At 66.4% G+C, this 15,287-nt stretch carries 7 protein-coding genes and 3 pseudogenes; 4 read left to right on the forward strand and 6 right to left on the reverse strand.

Features of this window, described 5'->3' with window-relative positions:
- The first annotated feature begins 145 nt into the window (after positions 1-145).
- The gene (locus ACH4YL_RS37790) at positions 146-385 is read left to right on the forward strand and encodes a transposase family protein (protein ID WP_398512085.1); all 240 of its coding nucleotides are present in this window, start codon (positions 146-148) and stop codon (positions 383-385) included.
- Between the two features lie 279 nt (positions 386-664).
- On the opposite strand, the pseudogene ACH4YL_RS37795 reads toward ACH4YL_RS37790, so the two are convergent.
- Positions 665-1,487, reverse strand: a pseudogene (locus ACH4YL_RS37795) (IS5 family transposase).
- 742 nt (positions 1,488-2,229) lie between these two features.
- Between ACH4YL_RS37795 and ACH4YL_RS37800 the strand changes: the two are divergent.
- Positions 2,230-3,057, forward strand: coding sequence for an N-acyl homoserine lactonase family protein (locus tag ACH4YL_RS37800; protein WP_398512064.1), 828 nt, complete (start codon positions 2,230-2,232; stop codon positions 3,055-3,057).
- 1 nt (position 3,058) lies between these two features.
- Here ACH4YL_RS37800 and ACH4YL_RS37805 read toward each other — a convergent pair whose 3' ends face one another.
- Positions 3,059-4,858, reverse strand: coding sequence for an ISAzo13 family transposase (locus tag ACH4YL_RS37805; RefSeq protein WP_398512065.1), 1,800 nt, complete (start codon positions 4,856-4,858; stop codon positions 3,059-3,061).
- A gap of 79 nt (positions 4,859-4,937) precedes the next feature.
- Positions 4,938-5,759: pseudogene (locus ACH4YL_RS37810) on the reverse strand (IS5 family transposase).
- A 1,536-nt stretch (positions 5,760-7,295) separates the two neighbouring features.
- Here ACH4YL_RS37810 and ACH4YL_RS37815 point away from each other — a divergent pair.
- Entirely contained in the window at positions 7,296-8,099 is an 804-nt protein-coding gene (locus tag ACH4YL_RS37815) for a plasmid pRiA4b ORF-3 family protein (protein WP_398512066.1), read from the forward strand.
- Between the two features lie 91 nt (positions 8,100-8,190).
- Positions 8,191-8,352, forward strand: a pseudogene (locus ACH4YL_RS37820) (transposase family protein); the annotation flags it as partial.
- A 26-nt stretch (positions 8,353-8,378) separates the two neighbouring features.
- Here the strand turns inward: ACH4YL_RS37820 and ACH4YL_RS37825 are convergent.
- The 3 genes from ACH4YL_RS37825 to ACH4YL_RS37835 form a co-directional block, all read right to left on the reverse strand.
- Positions 8,379-8,939 (reverse strand): ATP-binding protein, encoded by a 561-nt coding sequence (locus tag ACH4YL_RS37825; RefSeq protein WP_398512067.1) that lies wholly within the window; start codon positions 8,937-8,939, stop codon positions 8,379-8,381.
- A gap of 596 nt (positions 8,940-9,535) precedes the next feature.
- Positions 9,536-11,905 carry an ATP-binding protein gene (locus ACH4YL_RS37830; RefSeq protein WP_398512068.1) on the reverse strand — a complete coding sequence of 790 codons (2,370 nt, stop codon included), beginning with the start codon at positions 11,903-11,905 and terminating at the stop codon, positions 9,536-9,538.
- Positions 11,906-12,258: 353 nt separating this feature from the next.
- Positions 12,259-14,613: an ATP-binding protein gene (locus ACH4YL_RS37835; RefSeq protein WP_398512069.1), complete on the reverse strand. Its 2,355-nt coding sequence runs from the start codon at positions 14,611-14,613 to the stop codon at positions 12,259-12,261.
- Positions 14,614-15,287: the final 674 nt, after the last annotated feature.

The following is a 15,287-nucleotide window of genomic DNA, read 5'->3' on the forward strand; positions in this document are numbered from 1 at the left end:
GTATGTACTGGTCGACGAAACCCTCGCGCAGTGCGACCGGGTCGGCGACGGCCGCGGCAACCACTCGGGAAAGCACCGCCGACACGGCGTGAACCTCCAGGTCATCACCGCTGCGGACGGCCAGATCTCATGAATCTCGCCGCTCCTGCCCGGCCGCACCCACGACATCACCGCCGCGCGTATCCACCGTACTGTCACCACCTGCCGACGGCTGGGTGTCCCGGTCCTGGCCGACCTCGACTACCTCGGGGCCGGCGGCACCTTCGCCGTCCCCGTGCCACGCCGCCCAGGAAAAGAACCCACCCCCACCCACAGGTCGTCGAACACAGCCCACGCCCGGCTGCGCTACCCCGTCGAACCCTGCAAGGCCCGACTCAAGACCTGACGGATCTTCCGCAAAGCCCGCTGCAGCCACACCCGGCTCACCACAGCAGCCAAAACCGTCCTCGCCCTGGAAAGCAACCGCTGAACATGCTCCCTACGTTGTTCTGCGGGATGCTGTGAGCCTGGCTTCGGCCGGGCGGCTCGTCGTGGGCTTCGGCCGTGACGTCGCGGTGTTGGCCCGCCGCTGACCGGGTCCCGCGCGGCATGCCCTTGTGCGCCTGCCGCGCAGAAGCCGGTGCCGGGGCGTTTCGGTGCTGGCTTTTCAGGGGCGACGGTGGGGTCAGGCGCACCAGCGGTGCGTGGTCCACGCCCGGCGGATCATGCTGCGGACGGTGATGATGGAGTCGGCGAGATCGAAGAAGGCGTCGACGACGGTGGCGCGGCGCTCGGGCAGCGGGCGAAGCGGCGGAAGGCGTTCTGCCGGGCATGGGTCCGCTCGACATGCCACCGCTGGCTGGCCTGGATGAGGGCTTTCTCGCCCTTGTGCGCGATGCGGCCGTGCAGGTGGCGTGCGCCCAGCAGGGTGCGGGTGTTGTCGCTGTCGTAGCCGGCGTCGAGGTGGACGGTGATCGGTTCGGGTAGGGGTCCAAGGCCGTTCAAGAGGTCCAGGGTCGGGCCAGGAGTGGTGAGTCGTGGCGGTTTGCCCCTGCCAGGACGCGGCCGAGGTGGATGCCGTAGCCGTCCACCATGCCCGAGCGTTTTAGGCTCTGCTTGCCCCGGTCGACCGGCGAACGCCCCGCAACCTCACCACCACCGGGCGCCTTGGTGATGCAGCCGTGAACAGCGATCCGGTACAGGACCAGTCCCACCATCCGATCGTAGGCGGCCAGCGCGATCTGCTTGAGGCGAGCGAAGACGCCGAGGCGGATCCACTCGTCGCGACGGCTGCGGATCGCGGTGGCCGAGAAGGTCGTGTCGGCGATCGAAGCGTAAGAACAGGCGAAGCGCAGCAGTTGCAGCATCTTGTCAAAGACGCCCCGGTCGCTGATGCGCCTCCAGTGGCAGCCCTGTGGATGGTCCGGGTGGTACTCCGGCCGTGCGGGCAGCAGTACCGCGAACTGCTCCCACAGCGGCTCCGTCAGCCACGACGGCAGAACAGGCACAGCCCTCCTCAGGGATCACACAGCGTCGCAACTCCATGATCACAGAGGCCGGTGTCTGTTCTTCCCACCGGGTGCCTCCAACGCGCCTTTGGCGCTGGTTCTAGGTCTACTGCCCCGCTCCGTAGCCGCGGAGGCGCGCCGGGATGTACTCCTACCTCTCCCCTCCAGCCTCATCCGGCAATGCGGGCATCTCGGAAAGGACGGTCGGAACTTGCCGCGGGAGTCACCTCGGACGGGCATAACCCGGTATGGACAGGCAGCATCCGCTCCTCTTCGTTCCGCCGTTCAGGGCTCTGGATGCCCACAGAGGGCTACACGCAGAAGAGTTGGCTCCCCCCGCCCTTCTGCACTCCGCCGGCCATCGGTGGTCGGCTCCGGAGAGCCCCCGTCCGTGCTACGTAAGGGATTCGCCATGATCGTCCAGGCGCATGAGTGGATCGCAGCTTCCTGTACCGTCACCGCGACCTGCTGGAACAAGTACACGCCGCCGCCAACACTCCCGATGAGGAGAGGCGGATCACGCGGGCCAGCCAGGCTACGCTCCGGACCGAGCTCACGAACGCGCTGGAAACGCAACAAACGCCTCGCGGCACGGGTGCGGCAACTGGAAAGCCGTCAGTCCTTGCAGCATGGCGATGCCGTCCGGGCTGAATGCGATCTCGGCACATGATCTGCTCGCGCGCCACCAGCTGGATCGGACTGCGTCGAAAGCAACAACAACTCGTCAGGAGAACCCCCTGCAATGCGGCGCACACCGCCACCCGTACCTCGTGTGAACCGCCGCGGCGTGCGGCGGATCGTGCCGCTGCTACTCGGCTGGGAGGAACTCCCCAAGTCCGTCTCGGTGCACGGCGCCCCGTACGAGGAGCGGTTGCGCGAGCCCGTACCCGCGGTGCTGCTGGAGTGTGACGGCGGCTGGCTGCTGCTCGACACCGGCTTCAACACGGCACTGATCCGGGACCCGGCACTCCGGCGGCGCTTTTACAACTCCCCCAACTATCGCCCCATCTTGCCGGTCCCCGGCGAACCTCTGGACGCGGCCCTCGATGCGGCCGGCGTCGCGATAGACGCCATCCACGCGGTGGCCGTCAGCCATCTGCACGCCGACCACGCCGGCGGGCTCAAGCACTTCGCGGGCCGGGTGCCAGTACACGTACAGCGGGCGGAGCTCACCTACGGCCTCTCGGGGCAGCCCGACGTGGAACACAACTCGATCTTCCGAGTTGACTTCGACGACCCCCACATCGACTGGCGACGGGCCGACGGAGACGTGGAGATCGCCCCTGGGGTGACGGCCGTACTCACTGCCGGACACACCCCAGGCCACCAGAGCTTCGTGGTGGACCTCGCGGACGGCGGAGGCTTCGTGTTCGCCTTCGACGCAGCCGACCTCACCGAGAACATCGAGCACGAGCGTCCGGTCGGCACCTCCATCGGAGTCGATCCGGAGCAGACGGTGGAGCCGATCCTCCGGCTCAAGGTCATCGCCGACCAGCGTGGCTACGAACTCATCCCCGGTCATGACCCGGTGGTCTGGCCGGAGTTGATGCGGAGGTTCGCACCGCATTGACTCAAGACCAGCAAATGAGCGCTGTCACATACGCGCTGGTCACGCGTAACCAAACTCCATATACGGGCTCGGTGTCAGCAGAGTCGTCCCTGCTTAGGGCGTGCAGATCATTAACTCGTCTTCTTGATCTCGGTTTGGGTGGGTTGGAAGCGAGGAACGTGGCGACGTCGGCTGGTGTTCGGAGGCGGGCGGTAGAGGCATTGATGGGCTGGCCGTGTGCTTCGAGGAGGGGGTGGACTTCCTGTTTCGCGCGGCTGATGGTCATCGCGGTGACTCCGAAGAGTTGGCCGAGGAGGTCCATGGTGGCGAGTTTGCGCAGGTGGAGAACGGTGACCAGGATCCGTTCGGCTGAGGTAAGCTTGGCTTTGGCGCCTGTTCCGGGTGCGACCAGGCGCTCATGGCCGCGACGTGTGCGGAGCACTTGCTCGCGTTGAATTTCCAGCGCGGGAGTCAGGGTGCTGATGAGTTCGCTGAGTTGTTGGCGGGTCATACCGGTCAGCTCGGGGTCCTGCAGCGAACGCGGTGTGAGGCGATGTGGCCTGTTCGCCGGAGCCTGGTCTGACGTGCTGTTGATCGCCGTCGCGTCCAGCGGATGCTGGGGGTGGAGGGTGTAGTTCCAGTCGCCGTGGAAGCGGTGCCGGGTGATCGGCAGGGCGGCGATCTCGTCGTCACTGACCTGGATGCCGGTGGGGTACGGATTGGTGTCGAGTTCGGCGTGCACTGTCAGGCCGGTCTTGGTGGTGGTCGCGGCGATGCTTTCGACGATGACTTCGTGGCTGGTCTGGGGCCTTCCACGCCAGTTCATGGTGATGTGAGAGAACAGCCGGTGCTCGATCCGGTTCCATTTCGATGTTCCGGGAGGCAGGTGGCAGACGGTGATTGCCAGTCCGGTCTCGGCTGCGAACCGGGCGAGTTCGGTCTTCCAGGTGCGGGTGCGATACCCGTTGGAGCCGCCCGCATCGGCGGTGATCAGTAGCCGCCGGGCCGTCGGATAGGCGGCCTGCCCGGCTCCGTTCCACCAGCGGCGGATGGATTCGACGGCGAAGGCGGCGGTGTCGTGGTCGGTGCCCACGTTGACCCAGCCGGTGTTTGCGGCGACGTCGTAGATGCCGTAGGGCACCGCTCTGCCCAGCTCGCGGTCGGGGAAGTCGTGGGTGTCGCCCCGCACCGGCTGGCCTGTCGGCTCCCATTCACGGCCGTTGTTCTTGAAAGGGCCGACCAGTTCCTTCTTTTTCGTGTCCACACTGATCACCGGCGCCCCGCTGTCCTGGTGGTTGCGGGCCTGTTCGTTGAGGTAGTGGAACTGTGCGTCCCGGTCGGGGTACTGCTTGCCTTCGAGGGTCTTGGCGTTGCTCTGCAGGCTGAAGCCCTCCTCGCGCAGGAGGTCGCCAACTGTATCCGCGGAGATCCTGTGGCCTTGCCGGGTCAGCTGTTCGGCGAGCTTGCGAGTGGATTTGGTGGTCCAGCGCAGCGGCGACATGGGGTCTCCGCGGACGTCGGGCTCGACCAGTGCGAGAAGCGCCTTGCGGACGGCTGGGTTCAGGTCGGCGACGCGTTTGCGGCCGGCGCCGGGCCGGCGGACCCGTCCCAACGGCACTTCTCCGGAGCCGAGTTCTCGCATTCCCGCAGAGACCGTGGCCTCACGAACACCGACGGCACGGGCGACCGCTCTGATCCCGCCGTGCCCGAGGGACTGGGCTTCCGCCCCTATCAACAGACGACGCTGTCGCTCGTCGAGGTGCGGCAGAATCGCCCCGAACTTGGCTGCCAGCACGGCCCGTTGCCCTTCCAACCTGCTCATGCCAGACCAACGAACCACCGAACAGAAAGCCGCGAGTTAATGATCTGCACGCCCTTAGTACTCCAGCCGGACTTTTTCATTAGCGCTGGTCAACGGCTTGGGCGTGGCGGTGGGTGATGAGGCAGGTGGCGAGGCCGAGGAAGGCTTCGTGGATGTCGTCGCGTCGTTCCCAGCGGATCCGCAGGCGGCGGAAGCCCTGCAGCCAGGCGATCGTGCGCTCGACTACGTAGCGGAAGATGCCCAGGCCGCTGCCGTGTTCCTGTCCTCGTTCGGCGATGACCGGGCGGATGCCGCGGGCCGAGAGCAGGCGGCGGTACTTGTCGTGGTCGTAGCCGCGGTCTGCGAGGAGCGCGTCGGGTCTGCGTCTGGGTCGGCCGACGACGCTGGGCACCGGTGGGATCTTGTCGAGCAGGGGCAGCAACTGCGTGACGTCGTTGCGGTTCCCGCCGGTCAGCGACACGGCGAGCGGGATGCCCTGCCCGTCGGTGACGATGTGGTGCTTGCTGCCCGGACTGCGCGGTCGACCGGGCTGGGCCCGCTTTGGGGCCGCGCCGAGCGGCCCGGACGTGGGAGGAGTCGATCACCGCCCGCACCAGTCCAGCTTCTTCGCGGCCCGCAGCTTCTTCAGCAGCACGAGATGCAACTCCTCCCACACGCCGGTCTCGTTCCACGCGGCCAGGCACCGCCAGCACGTCATGCCGGAGCCGAAGCCCAGCTCCTGGGGCAGGTACTCCCACTGGACGCCGGTATGCAGCACGAACAGAATCCCGCACAAGGCCTGCCGGGCCGGTATCCGCGGCCTGCCCTCCACTAGCTGAGGTCCCGGCTTGGGCAGCAACGGCTCGATGAGCGACCACAGTTCGTCCGAGACGATCCACGGACGCGACTCCCTCTCTCCCACGACCAAACCAACGAGCAACCAGACCGACAGTCACATAACCGACAGCTTCTCTTAGGACCTCTAACTCCGGCCCAATCCGCTGTCCGGTGGACAGGTCCCACATGCGCACCGTTCCGTCTGTGCCGCCGGTGATGGCATGGGGCAGTCCCTCGGCCACCGTGCTCACCACTGCACACACCCGGCCGTCGGGCTCGGCCAGCTCGCCGACTTGCTGCCCGGTGGTCAGGTCCCACACCCGCACCGTGGCATCGAAGCTGGCTGTGATCGCGTGGGCCCGGCCGTCCACGACGGCTGTGGCGACCGCCCACACCTTGCCTTCGATGCCGGTCAGGGGCTCGCCGACCTGCTGCAGGGTGGTCAAGTCCCAGACCCGTACACGGCGTGGGGCCTACCGTTGACCAGCACGGTACTGACCGTCCAGAGCCTGCCGTCACCGCCGGTCAGAACGCCGACTTGCTGCCCGGTGGCCCGGTCCCAGACCCCGACCATCCCATCAAATCCTGCGGTGACAGCGGTGGGCCGGCCGTCCACCACGGTCGTCGCCACCGCGTACACCTGGTCGCAGTGGCCAACCCGGGGACGCCCGAATGACTGCTCGCCCTGGGAACCGGTCGCCGGCCCACTCCACTCCTCACTTCGCCTCGACCTCGCGTCCACCGGCAGGCGGTGATCCTCGCCGACAACTGCCGGTCCCCGTGCCGGGCCGCGTTCAGCGCCAGCAACTGCCGTCGCACTGCCACTCCGGCATCACGGTGCAGATGTGCCGAGGCCCGGTACACAGCCGCCGTCAGCCGCCCCGGTTGACGCACCCCCGGCCCCGCCAACACATAGTTCATCAGACATGCCCGCATCCACCCACCCCCCACGGACACACCACACGCACAAGGGGGTCACCAACGCGATTTACGTAGCTAATTGCGTAGAGACACCGACTTCGCCCGCAAACAGGACCCGCTCCAGACTCGCAGGCTGCCCTTGACCCCATCCAATCCTCGCAGGGCATAAAGGCAAAGTTGTGTGCCGCATGGGGCACAGAAGAGCAGCCCTGCCAGGTGAGGGATGTGGCGGCTGCCAATATCAGACTGCGTAACGACTCTCCTTCCCGCCCTGACGCCTGTCAGGCAACCATCAAGAAAGTAGGACAGGATGAGACTCAAAAGGTTTGGTCGAGCAGCTGTTGTCGCGGCGATAGTAGCCATCACAGGTGGGGGCATCCTCGCATCCCCCGCTTCGGCGGCTCAAGTAACTACATCCTACTGGGGTGCCCAGGCCGCCTACGACAACAACCCGGGCAACGGCGCCCAGAGCTGGGTATGGGTTTGGGCTGGCTCACAGCAATTTGTTCACCTTGAGTACCAGTTCAATGACAATACTTCGGGGGAGCTATACACCTATGGTCGGAACACTACGGCTTCTCGCAACCTGAACAAGGACATCCGCAGGATACGAGTGTGCGTTCATCAGCTACCTCCTCAATGGCCCTATTTCTGCGGACCCTGGAAATACTGATTCAAGTCGCATGGGCTCAAGCACCTGATGCTGAATTCCGCTTGTCGCCGAGCGAGCCTTTTCAGCAGCGTGGTCGCTGGTCGCCTGACGGTGTCAGGCCCGCAACGCGCAAGGCCCTCGTGCTGTTGGAGTAGGTGTTCTCAATCCAGCGGCGCGGGGCCCTGTTGCTTTCTTGTTCTGCCGCACACGAACTGCCGCTCGCCCCGGCCTCGTGGGGGCCCATACTCCGTGGAAACTGACCGCCGTGGCGGACACCAGGCGCGCGAAGCCCACCAGCCGGACAGCACCGGGGCCCACGGTCCACCAGTCAAGATCGCATTGCGAGGCTCAAAGCCCCCGATCTGGCGCCGCCTGGAGATCCCGTCCCGCAGCACCCTGGTTCGGCTGCACGAGACCATCCAGGCATCCTTCGGCTGGGAGGGGTACCGCATGTGGGGGACTTCGAATCCCCGGGCTGCTACGGCATCGCCGACCCAGATTTGCAGATACGCAGCGCCGCGTCCAAGCGGCTCGACCAGGTGCCCCAGGCGTCGGCGTCTGCCTCCCCTATACCTACGATTTCGGCGACACTGGGAGCACGACATCCACACCGAGGACATCACCTCCCCCGAGCCAGGCACCGCCTACCCCCGTTGCCTCACCGGCCGCAGGGCCTGTCCGTCCGAGGACTGCGGCGGCGTCTGGGGCTACGACCACCTCTTCGAAACCCTCAGCGACTCTGCACGGAGAACGTCGGGAATGGCTCGGCCTCGACTCAGCCCACCAAATCGACCCCCGGCCTTCGACCCGGCCAAGTCAACGCCGCCCTGGCGGACCTCGCCAGTGTGCTAGTGAAAGCCTGACGCCCCCTCCCCCAGGGGAGCTGAGCAGAACCCTCGCAAGAACAACACGCCACAGCACTAGCGCGGTGCGATTGGCCGACGACAACACAGGTGACTACTCCCACAAGCACCGCCACCATCGAGTGAACGTCCAGGTGGCGAGTAAACCAGCCGGCCGACCCCTGCACATTGCGCCCTTACCGCCCGGTCGTGCCCGCGACCTGACCACGGCTCGCACCCACCGGATCATCCGAATCTGCCAGGCTTCGGCGACCGACCACCGAAATACTCACGTGCACGTCGGAAGGCAAGCCCAGTGGGTGGCGCCGTGGGCGTGGACGCGGGTGCCGTGGGAAGTGGCGACGGCGTCCACGATGTTCAAGCCGCGTCCGTGTTCGTCGGGCTCGCAGCAGGCTGTCCGCCTGCCCTTGGGGATGGCGGGGCCACCGTCGACGACCTCGACGCGCAACTGCAGCTGGTCGGGCTCGCGGATCAAATGGAGGGCGAGCGGGGCCTGTGCGTGTGTAACGGCATTGGTGACCAGCTCGGAGACGACGAGTAGCGCTACCTCGCTCGTCTCCTCGTCCACGTGCCAGTCGTCGAGGACCGCAGCGGTGATCTTACGGGCGGCGCCGGCCGCTTGCGGACGGTGTGGCAGCGTCCACGTGGTGTTATCGACTTCGTCAATGCGAGGTTGTCGGACCACAGGCACCGGCGTCGGCGTTCCGCGTCCGTCCCAGGTGCTGGCTGCGACGGCACCTGGCTGGTGCGTGGTGGCAGCGCACTCGGTCTGTGCCGTGAGGCTGAGTGTCCTTGCGTACATGGCGATCGCTTCCTGCCGGTCTGTCACTCAGCCTGCTCCTGCGCGATTACCTGCGCGCCGATGGAACTACCTACATGGATACGTATTCGGCTCTCGCTCTGGGGACGTATCCCTGATGTCCAACAAGGGTGAAATCCCGAAATGCGGGACCCAGTCGCCCGTCGCCGCTGGACTGCCTGGTGGATCCCTTCACCCAGGCAGGCTGACGGGCAGCGATGTCGCCAGGCCGGGCCGGGCGAGCAGGTGAATGAGGCCACGATCCGCCGCCCTCAGTCGGTCAGCCAGTCATCGCGGACGCCTCTTGACCAGCGTTCCGGTGCTCGGAGGCAGTAGTCGGGCATCACCTGCTCGCCCTGCGCCCCGCTGCACCATTGGGCATGGGGTTGTGGTGCCACAGGTCGATCCCCGGGGCTCGGTGTCGGGGGACAGCAGGCCGCTGTCCCCGTTACAGCTCGCAGGCAGAGTCACGTTGATCCAGCACGGTCAGTGGCGGCATCTCTGAGGCCAGGCGGTAGTACTGCGCGAGCCGCGGGGCAGTCGTTGGCTTGCTCGGCGGATGGGCTCGGGTGGCATCGGCGCGTCGGCATGAACGAGTGACTCGGCGGGGTGTGCGGACGCGGCGTTCAGTGGTCGGCGGTGGGCGGACGGGACTGCTGTGCGGTGGCCCAGGCGGCGACCTGCGCGCGGGAGGCGAATCCGAGCTTGACCAGGATGTGCTGCACATGTGCCTCGGCGGTGCGACGTGAGATGACCAGTGTTGCCGCGATCTCCTTGTCGGACATGCCCTCGACGATCAGTTCGGCGACCTGCCGCTCCCTGAGGGTGAGCGGCGACTCTGCTGAGGTGAGCGGCGACTCGGCGTCGTTGCTGCGTGACGGGGCCTTGGGCTTGGTTTCCAGGGCGTAGTCCATGGCTTTTGCCCCGGAGAAATGGCGGCCTTGTTGGAAGGCCGCCTCGAAGCCGTCGTCGCCGAGGGCGGCCCGAGCCAGGGCGATGTGCTCGTCGTCAGCGGCGCCGATGGGGACGTAAAAGTCCGTTGACCCGCCGACCTCGTTCCAGACGGTGGCGGCGATGCCGAAGAGTGTGGCCGATCGCACATGCCTGCCCTGCCGCTCGGCCACCCAGGCGAGGGCGCCCATCGTCAAGGCGATGGGGGGTTTGGCACCCATCCGGTGGCTGCGCAGCGACTCCTTTCCCGCCGTGTCGGCCCGTTCCAGCTGGTCGTTGAGCATTTCGGCCCAGCAGACGGCCCACAGGGTGTACGAACGCCAGAAGAGTTCGCCGCGCTGTGACGTCAGGGTGAGGCACTCGTCGAGGAGTGCCAGACCCCGATCCAACTCCCCCTTCACGCTCAGGACGAGGCCGAAGATGAACAGGGCGAACAGCTCGCCACGGCGCTCTCGATCGGCCCGGAACCTCGCCAGTGCGCTCTCGAACAGCAGCGCCGCGTTCTCCAGGTCACCGGTGAAGAAGCCTGCCATACCCTTGATCAGGGTGGCCAAGGCGCCTTCGACCTGGTAGTCGCGTTGTTCGGTGAGCTCGGTGGCCTCGGCCAGGAGTGACATCCCCGCGTCGACATCCCCCTGCACCAGCGCGTACCAGCCGTCCACGCACAGTGCCGTACAACGTTCCCGGGTGGGTTCGGGCGCTGCCGCCAGTGCCTGGTCGAGCCAGTGACGCGCCTCGGTGAAGTAGCCGTGGATGGTCCAGTAGTCCTCGATCCGGGTGATCAGGGGCAGTGCGGTAGCGGCTTCGCCTTGCGTGAGGCAGAAGTCGAGCGCGACCCGCAGGTTAGGGTGTTCACGCCGGAGCCGGTCGATCCAGGCCTCCTGGCCCGGCCCGATCCATTCCCTGCCGAACTGTTCGGTGAGGCCGGTGTACCAGTTTCGGTGACGGCGCCGCGCGGGGATGTATTCCCCGGCCTCGATCAGCCGTTCCTGGCCGTATTCCCGTAGGGTTTCCAGCATCCGGTAGCGGACGGTACCGCTGTAGTCCTGGCGAAACAGGATCGACTTGTCGAGGAGGGAGCCGATGACTTCGGGCATTTCCTCGGCCGTCACCGTCTCGCCGGCGGCGACCTGTTCGACGGCGGCGAGATCGAAGCTGCCGTCGAAGACCGACGCACAGGCCCAGACTATCTGCTCGCGTGCGGAGCACAAGTCGTAGCTCCAGTCGATGAGCGCTCGTAGTGTCCGCTGGCGTGACGGTGCGTCTCTTGGGCCGTTGCTGAGCAGGCGGTAGCGCGCCGACAATCGTTCGTCGATCTGCTCCAGCGACAGCACCCGCAACAACGCGGCAGCCAGTTCGATTGCCAGCGGAATACCGTCCAGGCTGGAGCACAGGCGCGCGAGTACCGTGCGATTTCGGTCCGTTACTTCGAATTCGGGAAAGGCCGTCACGGCCCGGTCGGTGAACATGCGGACCGAGTCGAACTGCGACAGCGCCTCGAGCGAGTACCGCTTCTCCGGATCGGGCACCTGCAGCGGGGGAACAATCAGGGTCGTCTCGCCGTACACCCCGAGCGACTGCCGGCTTGTCGCCAGTACCCGCAGGTGCGGACAGCCTCGGATGAGGGCGCCCACGAAGACTGCGCAGTCGTCGATGAGGTGCTCGCAGTTGTCGAGCACGAGCAGCAGATGACACCCCCGCAGGTGGTCGATGACCGTGTCAGTGGCCGAGCGGGATGACTGATCGCGCAGACCCAGTTTGTCGGCGACCGTGTTGGCGAGCAGCTTGGGATCCCGCAGCTCCTCCAGACCGACGAACCGCACCCCGTCACGGAAGGTACGGCGCTTGGCATCCGCGAAACGGACGGCCAGGCGGGTTTTGCCGACCCCGCCGGGGCCGGTGAACGTCAGCAGCCGGGAGGCGGACAGCAATCGATTCGCCTCGGAGATCTGACGCTGGCGCCCCACAAAGCTGGTGGAGTCATGCGGCAGACCGCCGACATTCACCATGGCAATGCTCTTCGCCTGCAGTTCCATCTCACTCATGAGTCCAGACTAGAGCGACCGACTGGTCCACCGGGCGAGCCCGGTGAGATCAGTGGCAGCACCCGCCACAGCGCGTACGAACAGCCCGCCGACGTGATCACTTAGGCAGATCGCAGGACGCTGTCCCCGGACAACTCGCGGGCATGGTCCGGTTCGTCCAGCATGGTCAGTGGCGGCATCGCTTCGACAGTACTGCACGAGGCGCAGGGCCGTCGTTCGTTGGCTCGCTCGGCGGATGTGCTCGGGTGGCATTGGCGAGCCTGCGTGCCATCGAAGAGGCGGCACAATGCCACTCCTGCCGAATCACCCCTGGCACCCGGAAGGTGACTCGGCGGGGTGTGCGGACGCGGCGGTCAGCGGTCGGCGGTCGGCGGTCGGGACTGCTGTGCGGTGGCCCAGGCGGCGACCTGTGCGCGGGAGGCGAATTCGAGCTTGACCAGGATGTGTTGCACGTGTGTCTCGGCCGTGCGAGGCGAGATGACCAGTGTTGCCGCGATGTCCTTGTCGGACATGCCCTCGGCGATCAGTTCGGCGACCTGCCGCTCCCTGCGGGTGAGCGGCGATTCGGTGGCCTTGCTGCGTGACGGGGCCTTGGGCTTGGTTTCCAGGGCGTAGTCCATGGCTTTTGCCCCGGCGAGATGGCGGCCTTGTTGGAAGGCCGCCTCGAAGCCGTCGTCGCCGAGGGCGGCCCGGGCCAGCGTGATGTGCTCGTCCTGAGCCAGTCCGCATGGAGACGAAGAAGGCGGGGAGACACCGATCTCGTTCCAGACGGTGGCGGCGGTACCGAAGAGCGTGGCCGACCGCGCATGCCGGCCCTGCCGCTCCGCTACCCAGGCGAGAGTGTCCATGACCAGTGCCATCCCGAGTTTGTTGTCCATCCGGCGGTGGCTGCGCAGTGCCTCCTTTCCCGCCGTGTCGGCCCGTTCCAGCTGGTCGTTGAGCATTTCGGCCCAGCAGAGAGCCCACAGGGTGTACGAACGCCAGAAGAGTTCGCCGCGCTGTGACGTCAGGGTGAGGCACTCGTCGAGGAGTGCCAGAGCCCGGTTCACCTCCCCCTTCACGCTCAGGACGAGGCCGAAGATGAACAGGGCGAACAGCTCGCCACGGCGCTCTCGATCGGCCCGGAATCGCGACAGTGCGCTCTCGAACAGCAGCGCCGCGTTCTCCAGGTCACCGGAGAAGAGGCTCGCCAGCCCCTTGGAGAGCGTGGCCCAGGCGCCTTCGACCTGGTAGTCGCGTTGTTCGGTGAGCTCGGTGGCCTCGGCCAGGAGTGACATCCCCGCGTCGATGTCCCCTTGCAGTAGTGCGTAATAGCCGTCCACTCGCAGTGCCGTACAACGTTCCCGGGTGGGTTCGGGCTCTGCTGCCAGTGCCTGGTCGAGCCAGTGACGCGCCTCGGCGAAGTAGCCGCGGATGGTCCAGTAGTCGTCGATCCGGGTGACCATGGACAGTGCGGCGGCAGCCTCGCCCGGCTGGGTGAGGCAGAAGTCGAGCGCGACCCGTAGGTTGGGGTGTTCACGCCGGAGCCGGTCGATCCAGGCCTCCTGGCCCGGCCCGATCCATTCCCTGCCGAAGCTTTCAACCAAGCCCACATACCAGTCCCGGTGTCGGCACCGTGTGGGGATGTATTCCCCGGCCTCGATCAGCCGTTCCTGGCCGTATTCCCGTAGGGTTTCCAGCATCCGGTAGCGGACGGTACCGCTGTAGTCCTGGCGAAGCAGGATGGACTTGTCGAGGAGGGAGTCGATGACTTCGGGTACTTCCTCGGCTGCCACCGTCTCGCCGGCGGCGACCTGTTCGACGGCGGCGAGATCGAAGCTGCCGTCGAAGACCGACGCACAGGCCCAGACCGTCTGCTCGCGTGCGGAGCACAAGTCGTAGCTCCAGTCGATGAGCGCTCGCAGTGTCCGCTGGCGTGACGGTGCGTCTCTTGGGCCGTTGCTGAGCAGGCGGTAGCGCGCCGACAATCGTTCGTCGATCTGCTCCAGCGACAGCACCCGCAACAACACGGCAGCCAGTTCGATCGCCAGCGGAATACCGTCCAGGCTGGAGCACAGGCGCGCGAGTACCGTGCGATTTCGGTCCGTTACTTCGAATTCGGGAAAGGCCGTCACGGCCCGGTCGGTGAACATGCGGACCGAGTCGAACTGCGACAGCGCCTCGAGCGAGTACCGCTTCTCCGGATCGGGCACCTGCAGCGGGGGAACAATCAGGGTCGTCTCGCCGTACACCCCGAGCGACTGCCGGCTTGTCGCCAGTACCCGCAGGTGCGGACAGCCTCGGATGAGGGCGCCCACGAAGACTGCGCAGTCGTCGATGAGGTGCTCGCAGTTGTCGAGCACGAGCAGCAGATGACACCCCCGCAGGTGGTCGATGACCGTGTCAGTGGCCGAGCGGGATGACTGATCGCGCAGACCCAGTTTGTCGGCGACCGTGTTGGCGAGCAGCTTGGGATCCCGCAGCTCCTCCAGACCGACGAACCGCACCCCGTCACGGAAGGTACGGCGCTTGGCATCCGCGAAACGGACGGCCAGGCGGGTTTTGCCGACCCCGCCGGGGCCGGTGAACGTCAGCAGCCGGGAGGCGGACAGCAACCGTTTCGCCTCGGAGATCTGACGTCGGCGCCCCACAAAGCTGGTGGAGTCATGCGGCAGACCGCCGACATTCACCATGGCAATGCTTTTCACCTGCAGCTTCATCTCACTCATGGGCTCAGGCTAGAGCGACCGACTGGTCCACCGGGCGAGCCCGGTGAGATCAGTGGCAGCTCCTGGGCAGACGCACATCCCACCCGCGAGCATGATCGCTTATGCAGATCACGCGCTTGCCATAGTACCGTGGAAGTTGAAAGAAGCGCGAGACCTCGTCACCGCACGGTCCGCTCGTGCGCGGTGCCGGTGCAATGGCTGGCACCGTTGAGTGGCGGCTGCGCAAGCCCCGCGCGCAGCCGCTCGGCGAGTGCACGCGGCGAGAGTGCTTGCAGTCGTAGAGCGCGGCGTCGGCGAACCACTGAAGCTGTGTCAGTTCGCGGGTACCGAGTGCGTTTTGGAGCGCGGTGCGACCGAGTAGCGACGTCGACCACCTGGCGTTGCCCCGGGTGACCGGCGTATGCACCATGCGGGTGTCAGTAGCGCGAGGCGGACTCGCGTTCGTCGCGCACCAGTGCTGCCAGCGCGACGGCCAATTCGTCACCGCCAGACGGTCGATGGCCCCGACGTACCGGCTGGACGGTACGTCGGGCTGACGTCGTCCGGGGCGCGGCGTCGCCGACCGCGTGGCCCATCGAGTCGTTGACATTCCTGACGTGGTCCTGGTCGGAAACTCGGGTTCGCGGGTCTCTCCGGTCGAACTCGCCGTCGAAGAACGGCGGCAGGTCACCACC

It is taken from the genome of Streptomyces sp. NPDC020681, assembly GCF_044334895.1.
Classification (GTDB): Bacteria; Actinomycetota; Actinomycetes; order Streptomycetales; family Streptomycetaceae; genus Streptomyces.